The organism is Dysgonomonas sp. ZJ709, assembly GCF_011039195.1.
In the GTDB taxonomy this organism is placed as follows: domain Bacteria; phylum Bacteroidota; class Bacteroidia; order Bacteroidales; family Dysgonomonadaceae; genus Dysgonomonas.
This window is the reverse complement of record NZ_JAAKEM010000007.1, coordinates 1-19,541: the sequence shown is the minus strand read 5'-3', so window position 1 is coordinate 19,541 and position 19,541 is coordinate 1. Positions and strand designations below refer to the sequence as shown.

Genomic DNA, 19,541 nt, shown 5'->3' with positions numbered 1-19,541 from the left:
TTTCTCGCTACTCGGTTGATAGAGGACCTAAAAATAAATTATATTTGAAACCGCAATCTTCATTTGTCGATACAAGTTTTGCCTTAAGAAGAACTGTTACCTTTTTCTTGATCGCTGTTGTTTTCATAACCATATCTTCTCTGGTTACCTCAGTGATATGAATGGAAACAGTGATATCTTTTAAGCGTTGTTCGAAATTCTTTACAGCCGATAATATATGCCCGGTGAAATCTTCTTCCCACTTTTTTCGCGAAACAACACGCTCGAAATCCATATCCCATATCCCGCAACCAAAACTTTTATTGAATCTATGCTCCCCGGGGCAAGTGGTCAACAACAGCCCGATATGTTGGTCGATAGATTCCTGTTCTGTACACATAGGCATCTCGCTACCGGCTCCATCGATAATGGAATCAAATCTGATTGGCAATTTATAGCATGTTTTTTTCATCTGTTTTCTATTCTGTTTCTTCTTGGCGTTGCGTTTATAGGACTGGCGTTAAATGTTCTCGGCGTTTTGCTAACTCTGAAAGGAGACTTGCGTTTCCTCATCGATGCCTGTGCCGGATTATCTGTTATTAGGTTACGGAATATTCCTAGTTCTAATGAATTCGTTACCTGAAGACAGTGTATTGTTTGAATCTGTGCCATCGTACTTCTACATATGGCTATAATTGCAATATATACAAGCTGTTTATTCCAAACATCCCTTTTAACAAGATGCAAATCCAATAAGTATAATCCCGTAGCCAATTGTTTTGCAAGAGAAAAAGAGTTATAACTGTTTAATGGTTTAGGAATATAGTATGCAGTACTAGTAGAATTATCTTTTTGGATATCTACTTTCTTGACATGTCCCCATCTGGCTACGCGCCCCGAACGCCATATATCCAATTTGAGTCGTAGATATAAATCCGTTACTGTATATTCCTTGTCATTAATCATATCTCAGCTTTTCCAATTGTTTTCAAATTCTTCATTCCCCACTTTTATTTTGTGAGGCGAAATAATCAAGGTTGTCAATGTTCCTGCTCCTTTCGGATTCAGGGTCTTATGATAACTGATGCAATAAGCGTCCTGAAAAGTTATGATTAATGAAGCCCCTTCTGTTATTTTACTCTCATTTGCCAAAAATCTTATTTCTCCATCTCTTTTTTCGTGGGGATTCATCATCCATAAATTGATCCATTGATCGGGAGCCTCACTGATTGTTAGTGTCAAAATTCCCCCGTAAGTATCGCTGTCTGGTTTATTTTTGTCATTAACATCCTGTCTGAATTCCAAATCAAATTCTTCCAGTATATATTTCTTCTTCATGAACCGAAATTCGGTTACCATAACAGGCATATTCTTACCATAGAAGAGTTTGCCTTTTCTGAAACGATCAAAGAATCCCATCAGCTCCAACGGTTTATATATTCAACATCGCCTACAATCATACGTTGGGCATTAATAGAAAGTAAAAGAATAACATTTTCCTTATCTTCGTTTGGTTCGTAATGCATTCTTAAACCCACTAGACGTCCTTCTTCGAAGTAAATTTTATCTACCGATTCTTCATGAGCATCGTGAATCATTATTTCCCCATTATATTTTTTACCACTGTCAAACGCCCATGATAATAATTCGGCAGTGGGTAGCATTGGTAGTGCAATTCTTATATTTCCTGCCAGTACTTCCGTGCGGACTTTCCCTTGTTTGGTAATGCCTTTATCGAAGGAATACTCACAATGTAGCAAGTCGTAGTTCTCGAAATAAAGATTTTGAATATTGTCTTCTTTCGGTTTACGAAGTTTGAAAATGCCTTTACCGTCCATATATTAATCAGGGTATTTTATATTTAATGCTTTTAATTATTTTTTTCTTTATTTAAATCTCAGCTTGGATTCCCATTTTAGATATATTCCAATCTGGTAAACAACTATCTTTATTGATTATGATATAATCTTCCATCATATCGGTAATAACGTATCCATTATATAGTTGTCTTGAATCTCTCCACTTTGCAAAATCAAAATTCTCTGTTAAGTCTGGTGATTTATTAATGTATAACGAACATATTTGAAACTCATTTAAAATGTTATAAATTAGCTGAGTATTAGATGTATCCGTTTCTTTTAATCTAATAATTCCTTTGTCGGAAGTTAATTCTGGATAATATTTATAATATGGTTCAATATTTCTATTATATTCTCTATATCCAAAAAAGATATAATAACATACTGAATCAGAAAAGCGTAAGTATTTCAAAATATCTTCCAACGCTACAAGTCCTAAATCTTCTGAAAAACTTATACAAATCTCAAAAGTTCCCTGATTTCTGATATGTTTTATTCCTATCATATTCTTCTATTTCATAGATTGGATTGTATTATTTCTTTAAATATTCCTATACCTAATCCATTCTAAAATCATAATTCATTAGCAATGTTAACTCCTCTAATAATAAAATTTAAGTTCTTAAATATCTGTATGTCATAATTGTATTTAGATAGAAAAGTATTAAGTTCATCAGGCATTTTCATATTTCCTGTAAAACCATCTTTTCGTAAATGATAATCATCAGCGAGCCTTGTAAAAAACAAATCATTATTATATCCATTAATGAAATTGTTCTGATATAATCGATAAAGTTCTTCTTCAATTAAATTCCATTTAAGCTTTTTCGTTTTCAATAATGTATTATATAACGAATAGTAATACACTACAATGGTTGAAACCTCGTCTTTCGGCAATATATTTAAGCTCGATATAATTTGATTATTGTCAGCCTTTGATAATGATATATCAATAATAGCAGGATTGTTATTTCCATTTACTATTTCATTATCTGCCCACTTAATAATATTTTCAGAGCTTAGATAACCCATTAAATATCCTGAATATAAGAATACACACTTATCTACCATAATAGAGCATTATTTAAAAAAGCCTGGAGCTTCATGAAAAATAGTTCTAGTCCAAGGATTAATACCAATACTAAAATATTTATCACCAATTGCTTTGTTGAAATATACCGTCTTATAATTTTTTATACCTATTTTCCCAGTTTTTAATATTTCATTAGATAAAAAAGTTGTTCCTCTATGTCCTGCATCTAATTGACCCACTCTCGGTCTAGCAACATCATACCATCCAGGGTTAGAAATTCTTGGATGAATATTAAAATTATTTCGTTTTAAATACTGCTGAACATATAAACTTCTTGAATTATAAAAAGCAGAACCTGTGGGAATTTCTCTTATCAGGTCGAGTGATTTCATTCCACCAGATGCAGCAACACCAGACTCTAAAACCATAGCATCTGCCAACGCCAAACAGAAATAACCTACACCATCGCTATAATTTTGAATTCCATCACCATTATATCCTCTTTGGAAAGAATCTAGCGATGTTCTTAGATTTGCCCAGACTGGAATTACAGCCTCTGCTCCAGTAGGACGTCCTATGTGATATTTTACATTCCAGAAATGGATATAATTAGGATCGCTTGGATCGAAACACGCGAAATACATCTCTATTTCTTTTCTGACTGCATATGCCACATTATCTTTAAAATCACTTTTTTTTAGGGTCTCACTTTCAACTTTTTGTTTAATTTTTGTGAACTCTTTTTGGTAAAATGTTTTTGGGTTACTTACATCTATAAGAATCATTGACGGATTAGTGATAGGAAAAAGATATCCTGTTTTCTCTAGTCTTGCATACTCTTCGGCTTGGTAATAGGATATTATGCTTTTCAAAAGCAGATTTTTTACATTGCGTTTAATCTGTCCATTTTGTATGCTAGATTCTGCTTGAAGCTGTCTGTTTCTTGTATTTATACCATTATTTATGGACTCACATACAAAAGGAGTTATGGATTCATGATATTTTATTTCAGTCTTTAGACCAAATTGAGAAAATCTGTTAACCTTATTGGAAGAGGTAGATGTTACTGTCACTTCGGGTAAGATGAACGTGACTTTTCCATCTGAATATAGGACATAACCTTTGTAAGATTCATTATTATTCACTTTTTCCCAATATTCTTTCTCCGAAATCATCGGATATTCTTCCTTTTTATTGCTCATTCCACCCAAAAATTATCGTGTTCAACATCGTTAATCATTAATCTTTCAGGAGAAAGTATCAAGTTGGTTTGCAAACCGCCTGACCCATTTACAGTTCTAGTAAAATTAATACAAGAAGCATTAAAAAATTGGACTCTAAGTGGAGCGTTGCTTGTTTGTGTTTTGAAAACAATCTGTCCATTTTTTTTTATTCCCGACTTCAGTACCCAATCATAAATTGACTCAGGAACAGTTTCGCTAAGTATTATCATCACTTGGCCACCCATAGTCTCCGTTTCGGGTTCTCCTTTGTCATCGGTAGGTTGACTAAACCCAATTCGAAATTGTTCAACCTCATATTCTTTGCCATCAAGGCAAAACCAAACCGTTACATTTGAGTCAATGTGAGGAAAATTGAATAATTTGTCTATATTATCTAGCATAACTATATTATTTTACACATTAGTCCATCGGTTCTCATGTATTGTTGCACCAATAAAAATTTTCTTTGCACTCAATACCAATGATGTTGTCATATATCCATCCCCTGTTTTTATATAGCTTATCTCCATAGAAACACATGCAGCTTTATCAAAGAATATTTTTTCTTGTGGAATACCAGCATCATCACAAAAGACAATTGATCCGCTTTCATATTTTCGTGGATTTAATGCCCAAGTGATTATATCTTTAGATGGCAAGGTCGGAATATCTATTTCGATAACTCCACCTACAGTATCAGATTGAACCTGTCCCTTGAAATCGATACTTTTCATAAATGAGTAATTGCAACGAGAAAGTTCGTATGCATCTCGAAATAAATTGTATGAATTGGTATCAGTTACTGATCCTATTCTTAAATAGCTTTTATGTGTAAACATTGTTTTTGTTTTTTCAGCACGGACTAAAACTCCATTAAGGAAGTTTTAGTCCCTCAATGCTTCTTATTGTTGTTCAACCTCTGTATTCCATGCATTTTCATCTTCGCCTTTTGTTCCGTCCATCTTGATAACAAAACTTTTAGCTGGGAAATAAGGAGTTATATGAAGATCAAGATAAATACGATCTTTTTGGTTAGGATCACGCTCGAAACGAACTATCTTGAATTTTTCGATCAAACGGTCCGGACCTTGTACACCATCCAAGAATTTGATAATTTGGCTTCTAAGATCTCTTTCAGTCTTTCCGCTCCAGTTCTCAAATGCTCTGCGGTTTAAGAAATCGAATAAAACTTTCATGATATAGTCGAATACACGAACTACTGAATAAGTTTGTAACCCTAGGTTATCTCCATTGAATAATGTTTTTCCTGAGAATGCCATTACTTTGCCATACTCGTTTACCATCGGGATTAATCCCATTTTGTCTAATTGAGATATTTCGCTTTTCTTTAAAGGGAATACCACGCTGTCCACTTCATTGATACCACCATGTTTTTTTCCGGCAGTAATCTGAGACATTAGTGTTCCGTATACTTTTCCAGCAAGTGCAGCAGCAGGAGACACACGCAGATCTTCTTCTTCTCCCAGTTCGTTATATTTACCTCTACCGATTAGCCAGTTACAAGCCAAGCAAGTATTTGCTTTATAAGCTTCACCCGATGCTAGTCCGGCATTAAAGAACATATCGACTACATCATCGGGTTTGTCCAAATCCATAAAATCGGTATATAGTTGAGCTTTGTTATCGTATGCAATTTTTGACCATTTATCGATAACTTTCGCACCACCTAAATAACCCGGAATAACCAACAGTGAATAGTTGTTGCGTAAATCCAGCTTATCGTAATTCTGTTTCAATTCGTTAGCCACATAGTCAATAAAACGCGAATTGTCCAGATCGGTAACTTGCTCTGGTGAAGCATTTACGATCGTGATATTGGTCAATTTATCAGACTCTGTATTTTTGTAAAATAGCATCACGTTGCGGTAAGACTGTTCTAAATCTTTTACTGATTCTACAGCAGCTAATTGATTTTCTGCTAGTAATTGTGATACCGCTGTTGATTTTTCTTGCGATTTGTCAAGCATTTCGCTGATTGTTGCCGAAGATGCCAGCATGTCAAGCCATAGATTTATATTGTTACGTAAATCAGCTCTCTGTGCTTTGCTACCTTCCTCTATTAAGAATGCTCTCTTTCTGGCTTTGCGCTCAGGACTCATTGCTGCAATACCGTCCACAGCCGATTCAAGGAAGTTGAATCCACCAAATTTTGCTAATGTATTTATTGCCTGATCCAGCGATTCGATAGAACTCGCCTTTTTGGTCACTTTTACTTTTTCGGCAACATCTTGTTGCACTGCTTCTTTCTCTGCCATTATAATTTATCTTTTATATTGATATATTTTCAACCTCATCCATTTCTGCCAATACACCTTGTAAAGCAGCTACAAAAGCAGCTTTTGCTTCAGGGTTCTCTAAAGCTCTTTGCAATACCTTATTCGAACGTAGTTGTTTCGTAAGGTTATCATAGAAATCTTTCTCTGTGCTTACTCCTTTTAGGAAAGGACTTTGGGCAGTCATATTTTTTACAGAAAAGTCTCCTACACTGGCAAAACGAAAGGTTTCATTCACCGGTTGTCCATCTGCATTTTGAAATTCTATATCAGTTTCTGGTTTATAATGAGAGAAAACTTGTTCTATAGATGTTAATCCTGTTACAGCAGCTGGATTAATAGGTTCGTCGGATGTCAGTTTTTCGACAAGCATTGTCCTGTTTTCAGGGATTGCGGAAATGGCTTCAGAGGCATCTATTTTGACCTCATTACCACCGATTTCATAATTATTTATCATATATCTTTAATTTAATGATTATCTTTGAATAATATTTCCGGAACAGATACAAAAAACAGTTGATACTTTCTTTAAGCATCAATATTCTTTCTCTGTTCGGAAATAGTTAACAGAGAGCAGAACGGAGCGGTATCTCAACAACTTTTGCGGGAAGTGGGACATCCACTCCGCTTCTGTTCTACTTTTAGTTATTTAATGGCCAGTTTTGTTCAAACTGTGCGCCACCAATTTTTAACACCTGAGCAGAAACCTCAAATGTAAGAGTCATTGGTTTTGAACCAACTACATCGATATTTTCTTCGAAAGAAACAATGTAACCATTCTCCCATGTAAGCTCTTTCATTTTAGCTTCTTCGTCACCTTTTTTGAAGGTGATACTTCCCGAATTGGGTTTAAATTGAGCTACTAGACCTTCTAAGATAGATGTGTCTTCTGTTGACTCCACATGTACCTTAATAATGCCTCCGTAGATGTTAGATGCAGGACGTCCTTTAGAGTCGATATCTCTGCTTAGTTTGTAGCTGCAATCAAGGACGTCAAACTCTTTGCCCCCAAAATTTAATGTTGCACGAAATGCCATAATTTTATAATTTTAAAGTGTTGGTATTCCCCGATAGAGTATATCAGGCTTAATTAATTTTAATATAAATTCAGATTTGGAGTGGTATGTTTTTAAGTCTTGTTTTTGTTGTTAAGTACTCGAAATGATAACTCAATACATTGTCTCCTTTTTTATAGTTTTTGATTAATGTTAAATTTATTTGTTAAATATTAGCTATCTGATGTTTAGATGATCCTGACTAAATTTATTGTATACTTATAAAGTTATTAATGTAAGGATTTTAAATACGTAAAGTTGTCTCGTGTTATAAAGAGTTTTTAAATACGCGTTGCGTTTACGAATACGTTTGCGAATATAGGTATGTTAAAAATAACAGGCAATAGGATATAGAGTAAAAAGATTAAATTCTTTTTATATTTTAATTTATATAATTGATTAATAGATGTTTATTTGTAAGGTTAAATTAGGTTAATATATATTTATGTTGGTTTTATATTTAATTTAATTACAAATTTACCTCTGTTTGTTCTGATATGAGCAGTTTTATGGAAATTTATTTATTTATTTGCCATTTGTATGTGAAATATGTTAGTAATTTGTTTTTTTTAGTGATGTTCTATTGAATATTATTGTCATTTTTGATAAATTTAAAATAGACAAGACTTAACATATATTTCACATTAATATAAAAAATATCTGTTAATTATCATAAATACAATATATTAATAATATTATTAATATCACATAGTTCTAACATCTATTTATTATTATGTAACTGTAAATACAAATAATATATTCAATTTTTTAATATTGATTTTGATTATATGCTGACTTCATTTGTATTATTATATTAAAGAACTTGTCAATTAAAATACTATTTTGATGATTAAAATTGCCATGCTTTTACTGTAAATAAATCTATGTTGTAAACGCTAACGATTACACAAACTGTAGTGTAATATAAAAAAGAATGGATGTTTACTTTAGAACAATCGGCATTGTTCTAAACCTCGGAATTGACATAAATTTATCAGGCGAATTTTTGAGCTAAGAATGAAATTTTCGTGTTTTATCGAAAAGGAGCTATAAATTATTTATACAACTATAAGAGAACTTAAAGAAAGCCATACGAGGCTCAAATAATTGTATAAAAAGCTTACTTTTGTTTTTTAGTTATGACTTCATCAATAGATACATCCAATAAAGAATTCAAAAATGCTCTTGACCTGATTGAACGGAGCAGTCAGTCTGTCTTTCTCACAGGAAAGGCGGGTACAGGTAAATCTACCTTTCTGAAGCATCTCTGTCAAACAACAGAGAAAAAGTATGTTGTTTTGGCTCCTACGGGTATAGCAGCAATAAATGCAGGAGGAACAACTTTGCATTCGTTTTTCAAGCTACCTTTCAGACCAATAGCTCCAGATGACGCAGATTTAAGCCTCATTAATGGACGTATATTCGAGTTCTTCAAATACAGGAAAGAACATCGGAAGATTATACAAGAAGTGGAACTGATCATAATTGATGAAATATCGATGGTGAGAGCTGATACAATAGATTGTATAGACAGAATTCTTCGTGTTTATTCAAATAATATGCGTATCCCCTTCGGAGGTAAGCAGCTGGTTTGCGTCGGTGATGTTTTTCAACTTGAACCTGTTGTTACCCCCGATATAAGAGAGATAATCAATAAGTTCTACACAAATGCTTTTTTCTTCTCGGCTAATGTTTTCCGTGAAATAAACCTTGTTCCAATAGAGTTTACAAAAATCTACCGCCAGACAGATGAACTATTTATTTCTATTCTGAATAATATTAGAAATGGGAAGTCAAACAGCAATGATCTTGTTCTGCTCAATAAGCGTGTAAATCCAGTATTCAATCCCAAAGAAGAAGACATGTATATTACCCTGGCTACCAAGCGTGATAATGTCGATTATATCAATGAAAAGAAAATGGCTGAGCTCGATACCTTTGAATTTATCAGTTATGGTATCAAAGACGGAGATTTCCCTGAATCATCACTGCCTACCGCTCAGGAGTTGGTATTAAAAGAACACGCACAAGTCATGTTTATCCGTAATGACTTGCAATGGCCTCGTCGCTGGGTTAATGGTACGCTAGGCATTATATCAGGAATAGATGAAGAAGAGAATGTATATGTTCTGAAAGAAGATGGAATAGTCGTGAAAGTAGAGCAAGAAACATGGCTAAACTACAGATATAAGTATAATGAACAGGAAAAAAAGATAGAAGAGGAAATTATAGGTACGTATACGCAACTGCCATTGAAAGCGGCATGGGCAATAACCATACATAAAAGTCAGGGTCTTACTTTCAATAATGTGATTGTGGACTTCAGTGGTGGAGTGTTTGCTGGAGGACAGGCCTATGTTGCCTTAAGCAGATGTACTTCATTAGACGGGCTTGTGCTTAAAAAAAACATGAGTCGGACAGATGTGTTTATCCGGCCTGAAATTGTTGATTTCAGCAAGCAATTCAACAATCAGCAATTAATCAATAAAGCTTTGAAAGAATCTGATGCCGACTATCTTTATAAGGAAGCAATACAGCAATTTGATGAAGGGAATTTTGAGGATTTCTTAACTCATTTCTTTAAAGCTATTCATGCCCGTTACGACATTGAAAAACCATTGCAACAAAGATATATTAGAAAGAAACTCAATGTCATAAATGGTCTTAAAACAAAAAATACAAATTTAAAGAATAAGCTATACGAACAAACTGAAACGTTAAAGAAATATGCCAAGGAATATTATCTGATGGGTAATGAATGTATTGTTGCCTATAAAGATTATCGTGCAGCACAAGCAAACTTTAATAAAGCACTGGATTTAGATCCTACTTATTTGGATGCTTGGGTTAGAAAAGGTGTTACCTATTATGATCAGGAGGACTACCATGAGTCGTTGAAATGTTTTAACCGAGCCGTAGAATTGAGTCCTTTATCTTTTAAGGCATTATACAACAGAGGGAAGAATAAGCTTAAAATCGATGAGCCAGAATTGGCGCTTACTGATTTGGGTAAAGCTTCTCAACAGAAACCCCGCCATGCTGCCTGTCATGAGTATTTAGCTGAAGCTTATGCGGCTATAGGCAATCTTGAGATGTCGGATAAGCATTATCAGATTGCACAACAACTTAGAGGAATTAAGGATAATGATTTATAGAACGGTATATAATTATTGTAAAAGTATAAAATTTAAGAAAGATCGGGTAGTACGAGGCGAAAAAAGTAAAAGTAGCTCGTTTAGCGGTAATATTATCGTACTCATTTATGTCTCTTATTATTATAATACGCTTTTAATTAATCTTATATTTGTTAAAATAATTATTGACTATTTATCTAACTCCAAAATTTATGAATGAAAAGCGAATAGTAATGAGCATTTCCAAGTTAATAATGATTATTGGAACTTGTTTCACATTTCTGTCCTTTACATCCTCTCCAAAAGACCGATTGCCCGAGCCCAAAATAGAGGCAGGAACAGCTAAAGTTTCAGGGAAAATCACAAATATTAACAAAGGTGGAGGAAAAGATAGTATGACGTTAACGTTGGCGGTTTCTGGTCCTATTAATTCTGGCCTCAATTATTATAATATAATCTTAAATGACGATGATAGTTTTTCTTTAGTGGTTCCCATAGAATTATCTCATGTTATTGGATATTTACAGTGTTCATTTTTGGAAACATCTTTTATTATCAATTTAGCTCCTAATGAAGAAACAAAACTTGAAATTATCTTTGACGATGATGGAGAAGCGACTGTAAAAAGGCTAAGCGGCCCTGACTTTATACACGACAATTTTAACCGTTGGGGGAATTTAATTATTGGTATGTCCACCTCAGAGTTTGATCCTAAATATATCAATCGCGATAGTGTAAATCACTTTATTGAAGATCCGAAAACATATATTCCCTTCGCCATGCAGTATGATATGGAATATAGGCTAAGGCTTGTGAAAAATGACAGAGATATTTCAGAAATGGAGAAGAATTTACTAATTGATAATTTTAATCTTATTTATACTGTAGGCAACCTTTTTTGGTTCAATGATGTAATGGGTCGCTTATATAACGATACCAGGATTGAAGGAGATTCAACAACATTTACTGCGCAAGACCCTGATAAATCATATTATGTTTTCTTGAAAGAATTTAATTTTAACGATCCTCAATATTTATATACCGAAAAGTATCAAAGTTTGATGCAACTCATATTAAGAAATGACACCTTGGCCATTCCTAAAATCGATGAAATACCTATTGACCAATGGTTGATAGAAGTGAAAGCAATAATGGGCCAGTTGGTTGGTTTCGATAGCGGATTGTTCTATGATGTGCTTATTGCAAACGCTTATTCTCGTCAATTCATTGATGAAATGAGACCATTGTCGACCAAACAGACAAAAGATATTAATAGTTATTTTAAAGGAGGAGAAATTGAAAAGATTCTTTTGCGCAAAAATAAACAAATTCTAGCATTGGATAAGAACAGGCATCAGACCGTTGTTAACGTAAATCCGCCTGTTGATAATGAAAAACTATTAGAGGCAATTGTATCCAGATATAAAGGTAAAGTAGTTCTAATTGACTTTTGGGCAACATGGTGCGGTCCATGTATGAAAACGATAGAAGATATTAGACCGCTTAAAAGTGAGATGAAAGATAGAGATGTTGTTTTTGTATATATATAACAACAGAGTCTTCACCCCAAAAGCGGTGGGCAGAGAAAATTAAAGGTATAGGAGGAGAGCATTACTATCTGACACAGAAAGAATGGATTTATATTATGGACAGTTTAGATTTTAATTCAATTCCAACTTATCTTTTTTACGATAAGGAAGGCCTGTTGATAAATAAAGTCACTGGTTATACAGGATCGGATAAGATACGCAAAATGATAGAAGATTTGTTACCTTAAGTTATTGCTAATAAATTTTATATTTAGCTTAAAAGTAATGTGTAATTATTATTGAAAGAAGTAAATTTCTTTCGCATATACTTTTTTTGAAAGTCTTCTCGAATTTTGTAAAGAAATACAGACATGTATATCTTTGCAAAGATGAAATAAAATTTGACTAAAAGAAATTCAGCGATGTATATAAAAAATAAAAATAGATATCAACAATTGGAAAAACTTTTACAAAAGGCGGGTTGGTATGAAGGACGACAAACTGATGTGCAAGACTTCAAAAATTTTGCAATAGAAATTAGTTTTCCCTGGACAGGGCTTGTTTCCCAATTTGTAAAGCAGTATGCTGATTTGCCTATAAAGATTGTTTACCTTGGCTTTGATGCAGATACAACAGCTGAGTTTGATTTTGTGCTTCAATTTACGGTTGAAGATGCGCAAAGCGCTTGGCAATCAAAAGAATTTAAACAAATTATTCAATTTGCTAATGAGCCATGTTTGCCAGTAGGATATTTTGGTTATTATTATGAAGGATGTTTGGCAATAGGTGTATCAGGACAAATATATGTTGCTCATGATTATAATGAAGAAGTTTTTTCGTGTCACGAATTAATTGAAGCAATAAATCATGAATTGCGTCTACAATCTGATATAAGTATAATAAGTGATAAGCAAAATGGCTAGTCGGATGGTCATAAATAGCTAGAAATAGACAATGAATGGTTAGAAAAGTTCTGTTTTTTTCTGTTCTCAAAAAGCGTTTACCAGATATCTCTACAAGAAATAGCCTTATTGAAGGAATAAAACCTTCTGTATCAAGACTACAAATCTGATTTATTTATCCTGAACTTGAATTAAAGGTATTACAATTTATGAGGCTGATTTACCATCGCCTTTTAACTCGCTATTTCATGCTATCCTCTCTCGGTTAGCGGATTCACAAGCAGTGCTGTTTGATTGCTTTCTAACTTTTCTATTTATTTAGAAAGATAATATTACCAAGTGAAAGATACATTTCACTTGGTAATATTTTATATTATCTATTTTAAAGGAGCAATATTCACATTTTTGATGTGAATATTATCTGATTTGAACATTAGTTTTTTTACAAATAAATCGGGTCGATAAGTTATCATAGTTCGTTTTTCCGCAATTTCGGAATCTATAAGGACACCCCCTAACTTATCGGTATATTTCACAACCATACGAACAGAAAACGGTTTATCTGCTCCGACTAATTTTTCAATCGCATAATTACGTGCTTCTTGAGGTTGACCTCCTTGTCGTAACGATTTTTCAGGGTCAGCGAATTGAGAAAATGACGCATTGCTATATTGAGCAACCAGATCATCCAATCGTAACTGGAATTCACATCCTTTGTCTGTACCTTCATCCGGAAGGAATGAAACAGCCAGTTTCCCACCATTCTTTTTTGTTGGATAGACATCGAACGAAAGCATGAAAGATTCAGGTACAGCATCATAAAAAACAGTTCCATTTATCTGTTGAGCAACGGTTTTAGCCTTACCTGTTTCAGGAATAAGTTCTTTCATCCATTTTGTACCGATCCGACCATCGGGGAACTGTATCATTTCATGAATCAGGAGAGGACCACCCCAACCACGCACCGGCAACCACGCTGACATAATGAAACGTCCATCGGAAATTTCGGAGATAGCAGGTACATTGAATCCATTGTAAAAATCTTCGCCTTGTGCCGATACACTTTTATATTCTGTATTTGTACCTTCAATTGGTTTTGACCACAAATCGACAAAACCGCCGATAATATAGTCGAATTTCCCCCAACGAAAATAAAATGTGCAATCGCCTCCGGGAGGAAAATCCCGATTAACACAGTACCAACCTCCGTCAAGAGAATCGGACTGCCACATCCCTTTTGAACGAAAGCTTGCCAGCATTGTCAATTTTCCGTCTGCATCGGTATAAATAGTAGGATTCTCGCTATAGTGTATTATTTTCTTGCTTTTCTTAAAATTAGAGAGTCCATCCTGACTAACAGAGTAAGTTGCTCCCGAAGGTACAGTAGGAAAAGAATTATAATCGAAAAACCCTGTTTTACCATAGTTTTCGTAATATACTTTCAGAGCAGGATACATTGTTTTTTCATCCGGATATATCCGCGATGTGTGCAAACCATATGAAATACAAAATTTGTCGTCCACAACGAAAGGCGTCCCTGTTCCAAATGTTTCCCATTGCTCCTCGATAGGAGTGGCCGGTTCGTGTTCGGTCCATGTTTTAAAGTCTGAGGTCGATAAGTGTTCAAAATAATGTCCTCCACAGCCAAATTTGCTTGAATGATGCCTACGGTCATACAAATAAAATAAATGAAAACGTCCGTTATGGTAAATTGTAGCGACATCACCCACCCATGAATTATGCCCTACGGGTGTCCAATATTGTACTTGTGGCTTATCAACGCTCTTTTTCGATAAGTCTCGTTCCGGAACTATTGCAGGCATAAATATTTCTGCATTTTCTACAAATTTAGGATCAATAGACCACGCATATTTCGAATCCCACTTTGGATAGCCTATCGGAAAATCGTTATCCACCAGTTCACCATCTACATATATTGTCCATTGCGCACCAGTAAAATTCAATATAATTTCATGCTTCCCATAGCTGTTTTTTAGCATGGCGAGAGGAAAGCCTATTTCCATCTTTTTCCCTTGCGAATCCAGTTCTTTTCTGAATAGATTGATATTGGCCTCTAGTACGGGTAACGAGCCATCTGCCATTTTATATGCAGGATAGTTTTGCCTGTCGCGAACGTCAGGACTTACACGGCGTAGGTGTACAGATAAAACATCAGGAATTTCCAATATGTTTTGCTGACCCTCAATCTTTTCGAGGTTTACATTAAATTTCACAGTGAATCCTGCAACAGGATCTTTTGTAACGAATTCTCCACTTTTAGAACCTTTTCCAATTGTTCCCTGAGCCGGAGCTGGTGGACTAAATTTCCACCAGTGGCTCAGCAGATCAACCTTTGCGGCGTCTTGTGCCGACACATGGAAAATCGGTAGATAAAGCAAACAAATCATTACCCAAAGGAATGTGTTTTTATTTTTATGCATTTTCATAGGTTTTAATTAATGATATTTTAGCGATATATGATTGTGCCTTAATTAATCTTGTACAATTTTATATCTTTAAATTCTGCTTGCCCGTTTTTGACAAAGAAAAGCAAATTTTCGCCTTTTTGTTCTCCCAAACGATTTACAATACAGCGTTCGTTATTAATATATACATCAATCACATCATTCATCACTACAACATTCAGCGCAATTGGTTCTCGAAGCCCATTTACCGATTCTATTTCTGTTTCAAATAAGCCCACCGTTTTTCTATTAGCGTTCAAACTGAGTTTATACCCTTTTTTGTCTTTATCGGTCGACCGCAAAAACAATCCTAATTCATCGTAGTTTCCTTTGGGGACAATGGTCATTGTAATGCGATATTGTGAGGGTAAGTTATTCATCGAAGCCACACTTATACCATTGTGGCTTGCCAGGGTTAGAATTTCGCCTTTCTCCGGTAAAATCTCTTTCAATTTATCCATCAGGTTGATAGGAGGGATATTTGTCAAGGTCATAGCTGGGGCAACTTCGGGTAGATAACCAACAGTTAAACTGCCGTCCTTTTGCTGGAAGAGCTCACGCAGAAGTATGCTTCCGCCCCAAACCTGACCTTCACTGTCTTTATTATTTAACTTGCTATTCATGTAGGATACAACAATCCGACGGCCATTTTTGAATGCGGCTGTTTTAGACACATTTCCCCATTTTTCAGACATCGGCTGAAATTCGGGGTATTCCCATGGTCCGTATGGTTGTTTCGATTTTACATAATAGGTATTGCCATGTATACTATAAAGCAAATAATACCAATTTCCCCATTTGAAATAATCGGGACATTCCGGAACTCCACTTTGCCCGTATAGTGGCGTCGCAGCTTCTGACCAATCTTTAAGATTGTCTGAAGTCAGATGTACCAGATAGCCACCTTGCCCACTAAGCGGAGCGTCTTTCTGATAACCGGATATGAAAAGGTGGAAAAGACCATTCTCATCTTTGAAAGCACGTGGATCTCTAAAATCTCGGCTGACGCATTCTTTCGGTGCAAAATAGAATGGATTTGGTTGTTGTTTTTTGAAAGAATGACCATTGTCTTCACTTATGGCATAGCTTAATTGTTCATGAACATCATTGCCCTCCTTCACCCGTGTGGAATAAAAAGCATAAATCTTCTCTTTGTCTGCAATAACCGACCCGGTGCATATTGATTTTTCCCACTCCTCATCTATTCCAAGGGCCACGGGATAATGTTTCCAATTGATGAGATCGGTAGATGTGCTGAGTGCCCATTGATGACCACCCAGCCCATCGAGTCCGGCGTGATGCCCTTCGTCTAAAAGCCAATAGAGATAGAATATACCATTGTGATAGAATGGCATACAATCACCTGCAAAAAGATGCTCCTCGACAGGCTTGAAATATTGCATTCCGGTTGTAGGTTGAATAGACGGATTGTAATCTTTTACAACCTGCCCTGCGATGCTTAATGCCATTACTAAAAAAATAGAAGTGAAAATTAGCTTTTTCATTTAAGTATTGATTTTATTCGTATTTCGGATTTTGAACTAAATTGCCTTCACTATAGTTTATTTGAGACTGAGGTATAGGAAGGTATTCGTCACGCCCTTTTGTAAATTTTGCAGTTTTATAATATTCGCGTCGTGTCTTTTCCTCATTAATATAGTCGTTCAAGACTTTATCTGCTATACCCCAACGAACAAGGTCGAAGAAACGATAACCTTCCATCGCAAATTCCAACCTTCTTTCGAAACGCAGAGCAGTTCTGGCATAATGTGGTGTCCATGTACAATTTACACCCGGTTTATATTCTTCTATTTTGTAAGTTGATGCATAGGTATTATTATCAAATAATAGCATGCCTTTACTCCGTGATGCTCTCAACCTGATTTTATTTATTAATTCTAATGCTTCTTGATGGCGGTTAAGTTCTATCAATGCTTCTGCTTTGAATAATAATACGTCTGCATATCGAATTAATACTGTGTTTTTAGTACTTGACATAAATGGAGCTACTCTCTTGAAACAGTCGCATTTGAAATGCATCACTTCTTTCATTGAAGAATAATGCCCGTAAATTTGAGGTGCTCTCGACCAGCTTTTTTCGTAAAGGGTCGTATTATCATATTTCCAGATATGTCCGGGAATACCAACTGTATGATCTAATCTCGGATCTACCGGATGTATGATGAAATCTACCGGATCTATTAAACTTAAACCATTGTAAGTATCGAATAAAGGCAGGCCATCTGTAGAAACTTTGAATACGTTCACGAGATTCTGGCTCGGAATATGAAATCCGCAACATCCGTAAGGACCCATCGGATGGTTTAACAAGCTGCTGCCATCTAATCGTCCATCACCTGTTCCGTCATCCATCGAACGCTGAATAGCAAAAATTGATTCTTTTCCATTGTCGAATTCGGCAAGAAAATTATAACCGAAATCTTCGAATAGATCATATTTGCTTGATCCTATTACTTCATTCATTAATGATACGACTTCTTCTAGCAATGCTTTGTTTATGGAGGTAACTTCATGCGCATCGTTTTGCTCGTATGCTTGATAGAGTAGAGTCTTCCCCAAGAAGGCTTTAGCAGCAAACTTTGTCGGGCGACCAACTTCTACTTGCGTTTCGGGCAGTACGGCTGCGGCATCTTTGAAGTCGGTTGCAATTTTCACCCATAACTCATCGTTTGAGTATTGTCGGTTAGATACTAATTTATAACTTTCTTCATCCATTGTTTCATCTACATAAGGAAAATATTTCCATATCAGTTTAAGTTGTAGGCAATACCACCCTCTTAAAAATTTCATTTCGGCTATTCTTGCATTTTTAGTAGGTAAGTCGGATTCGTCTATACTACCTAAAAGTTTCATAGCTCTGTGAACTCTGGATATGCCGACATAAAACTTCCACCATCTGTAATCCATCCATCCATTAGTAGCTCTCATCTCATTGTATACATCCAGTCCATGATAGTCCCCGCTGTCGCCCAAACCATCACCGCCTTTATATGCATCGTCGGAGCGGACATTTCCGTGAGGCCAGTTCGAATTAGGATTTTGAAAGTGGTCGTTTCCGAGTTCTGAATATGCGGTCACACACATTTTTTCGACACCATCTGCATCGTTAATCTGGTTTTCAGTAATTATACCTTTAGGGGTTACATCCAAAAAATCGGAGCACGAACAAATAGTCAAAGAAATGCACGCTATGATTGTATATCGCAATAGTGTTTTCATTTTATATAGATTTAATATTTTAGAATGATACATTTAAACCAAATGTGAGGCTCAATGGATTTGGATACCCATTACCCACATTTTCAGGATCGACACCTGTGAATTTATTATCGCCCCACGATTTAGCTATGGTTAAAAGGTTTAGACCTTGGACAAACAACCTTACAGATTCCATTTTGTATTTATTAATAAACGGCTTAGGCAGGCTATATCCAAGAGAAACAGAGCGTAGTTTTAGATATGCACCCGATTCGACAAAATAAGTGGATGTGCGCCCCTCGTTATTCTTATCCGTCAGGCTCAATGCAGGGATTGTAGAGTCCGGATTATCCGGAGACCAGGCATCAAGAACTCTTATCCCTTTGTTGTTACCCGATTCGAAGAACCAGAAATCGGTCATTTTCTTATTATCGTTGTATACATCAACTCCAACAACTCCTTGAAAGAATATATTAATATCGAAGTTTTTATGTGCCAGACTTGTATTCAGTCCATAAATAAAATCGGGATGAGGATTACCTATCCAAGTCCGGTCATATCTGTCGGTTATTTCGCCGTCACCATTTATATCTTTATATTTTATTCTTCCTACGGCTTTTCCCTGCTGTTTAGCATGGGCATCTACTTCTTCTTGTGTTTTAAAGATACCGTCGGCTATATATCCAAATGACATATCTTTAGAGCGACCTAATATAGTTTGATGTATAATATAATTGAAAAGTAGTCCACTAAAATAATTGAAAAGTATACCACCGGTTAAGTAAAATCCGCTAGAGCTTCTAATAAAGCCCTGCATTTTACTAACAAATATTAACATTATAAATTCCT

Annotated in this window: 18 protein-coding genes and 1 pseudogene; 3 read left to right on the top strand and 16 right to left on the bottom strand. The window is 35.2% G+C overall.

What is annotated here, in order from left to right:
* Positions 1–7: 7 nt before the first annotated feature.
* From G7Y56_RS06885 to tssD (G7Y56_RS06830), 12 genes are all read right to left on the bottom strand, one after another.
* Complete coding sequence (locus tag G7Y56_RS06885; RefSeq protein ID WP_255498665.1) at positions 8–451, bottom strand: GPW/gp25 family protein; 444 nt, start codon at positions 449–451, stop codon at positions 8–10.
* Positions 448–945 carry a hypothetical protein gene (locus G7Y56_RS06880; protein ID WP_165042173.1) on the bottom strand — a complete coding sequence of 166 codons (498 nt, stop codon included), beginning with the start codon at positions 943–945 and terminating at the stop codon, positions 448–450. Before G7Y56_RS06880 ends, G7Y56_RS06885 begins: the two co-directional genes overlap by 4 nt.
* Positions 946–948: 3 nt before the next feature.
* Complete coding sequence (tssD, locus tag G7Y56_RS06875) at positions 949–1,398, bottom strand: type VI secretion system tube protein TssD (protein ID WP_165042171.1); 450 nt, start codon at positions 1,396–1,398, stop codon at positions 949–951.
* Positions 1,398–1,817: a type VI secretion system tube protein TssD gene (gene tssD, locus G7Y56_RS06870; protein WP_165042169.1), complete on the bottom strand. Its 420-nt coding sequence runs from the start codon at positions 1,815–1,817 to the stop codon at positions 1,398–1,400. The genes tssD (G7Y56_RS06875) and tssD (G7Y56_RS06870) overlap by 1 nt, the downstream gene beginning before the upstream one ends.
* 52 nt (positions 1,818–1,869) lie before the next feature.
* Entirely contained in the window at positions 1,870–2,343 is a 474-nt protein-coding gene (locus G7Y56_RS06865; RefSeq protein ID WP_165042167.1) for a hypothetical protein, read from the bottom strand.
* A 68-nt stretch (positions 2,344–2,411) separates the two neighbouring features.
* Positions 2,412–2,909 (bottom strand): hypothetical protein, encoded by a 498-nt coding sequence (locus tag G7Y56_RS06860; protein ID WP_165024364.1) that lies wholly within the window; start codon positions 2,907–2,909, stop codon positions 2,412–2,414.
* A 9-nt stretch (positions 2,910–2,918) separates the two neighbouring features.
* A complete protein-coding gene (locus G7Y56_RS06855; RefSeq protein WP_165042165.1) occupies positions 2,919–4,073 on the bottom strand; it encodes a hypothetical protein in 1,155 nt (384 codons plus the stop codon).
* Positions 4,070–4,495 (bottom strand): type VI secretion system tube protein TssD, encoded by a 426-nt coding sequence (gene tssD / locus G7Y56_RS06850; protein ID WP_165042163.1) that lies wholly within the window; start codon positions 4,493–4,495, stop codon positions 4,070–4,072. Before tssD (G7Y56_RS06850) ends, G7Y56_RS06855 begins: the two co-directional genes overlap by 4 nt.
* A gap of 12 nt (positions 4,496–4,507) precedes the next feature.
* On the bottom strand, positions 4,508–4,933 hold the full coding sequence (gene tssD / locus G7Y56_RS06845; protein ID WP_165042161.1) for a type VI secretion system tube protein TssD: 426 nt from the start codon (positions 4,931–4,933) through the stop codon (positions 4,508–4,510).
* Positions 4,934–4,996: 63 nt separating this feature from the next.
* Positions 4,997–6,370, bottom strand: coding sequence for a DUF5458 family protein (locus tag G7Y56_RS06840; protein ID WP_165042159.1), 1,374 nt, complete (start codon positions 6,368–6,370; stop codon positions 4,997–4,999).
* A gap of 13 nt (positions 6,371–6,383) precedes the next feature.
* A complete protein-coding gene (locus G7Y56_RS06835; RefSeq protein ID WP_165024356.1) occupies positions 6,384–6,845 on the bottom strand; it encodes a hypothetical protein in 462 nt (153 codons plus the stop codon).
* Between the two features lie 184 nt (positions 6,846–7,029).
* The gene (gene tssD, locus G7Y56_RS06830; RefSeq protein ID WP_165024354.1) at positions 7,030–7,425 is read right to left on the bottom strand and encodes a type VI secretion system tube protein TssD; all 396 of its coding nucleotides are present in this window, start codon (positions 7,423–7,425) and stop codon (positions 7,030–7,032) included.
* A 1,157-nt stretch (positions 7,426–8,582) separates the two neighbouring features.
* Here tssD (G7Y56_RS06830) and G7Y56_RS06825 point away from each other — a divergent pair.
* The 3 genes from G7Y56_RS06825 (at position 8,583) to G7Y56_RS06815 (ending at position 13,029) form a co-directional block, all read left to right on the top strand.
* Entirely contained in the window at positions 8,583–10,598 is a 2,016-nt protein-coding gene (locus tag G7Y56_RS06825; protein ID WP_165042157.1) for an AAA family ATPase, read from the top strand.
* A 191-nt stretch (positions 10,599–10,789) separates the two neighbouring features.
* Entirely contained in the window at positions 10,790–12,127 is a 1,338-nt protein-coding gene (locus tag G7Y56_RS06820) for a TlpA disulfide reductase family protein (RefSeq protein ID WP_165042155.1), read from the top strand.
* 401 nt (positions 12,128–12,528) lie between these two features.
* A complete protein-coding gene (locus G7Y56_RS06815) occupies positions 12,529–13,029 on the top strand; it encodes an SUKH-3 domain-containing protein (protein WP_165042153.1) in 501 nt (166 codons plus the stop codon).
* Positions 13,030–13,385: 356 nt separating this feature from the next.
* Here G7Y56_RS06815 and G7Y56_RS06810 read toward each other — a convergent pair whose 3' ends face one another.
* The 4 genes and pseudogenes from G7Y56_RS06810 to G7Y56_RS06795 form a co-directional block, all read right to left on the bottom strand.
* A complete protein-coding gene (locus G7Y56_RS06810; RefSeq protein WP_165042151.1) occupies positions 13,386–15,449 on the bottom strand; it encodes a hypothetical protein in 2,064 nt (687 codons plus the stop codon).
* A gap of 47 nt (positions 15,450–15,496) precedes the next feature.
* Entirely contained in the window at positions 15,497–16,978 is a 1,482-nt protein-coding gene (locus G7Y56_RS06805) for a family 43 glycosylhydrolase (protein WP_165042149.1), read from the bottom strand.
* 13 nt (positions 16,979–16,991) lie between these two features.
* On the bottom strand, positions 16,992–18,713 hold the full coding sequence (locus G7Y56_RS06800) for a RagB/SusD family nutrient uptake outer membrane protein (protein ID WP_165042147.1): 1,722 nt from the start codon (positions 18,711–18,713) through the stop codon (positions 16,992–16,994).
* A 19-nt stretch (positions 18,714–18,732) separates the two neighbouring features.
* Positions 18,733–19,541 (bottom strand): annotated as a pseudogene (locus tag G7Y56_RS06795) (TonB-dependent receptor); the annotation flags it as partial.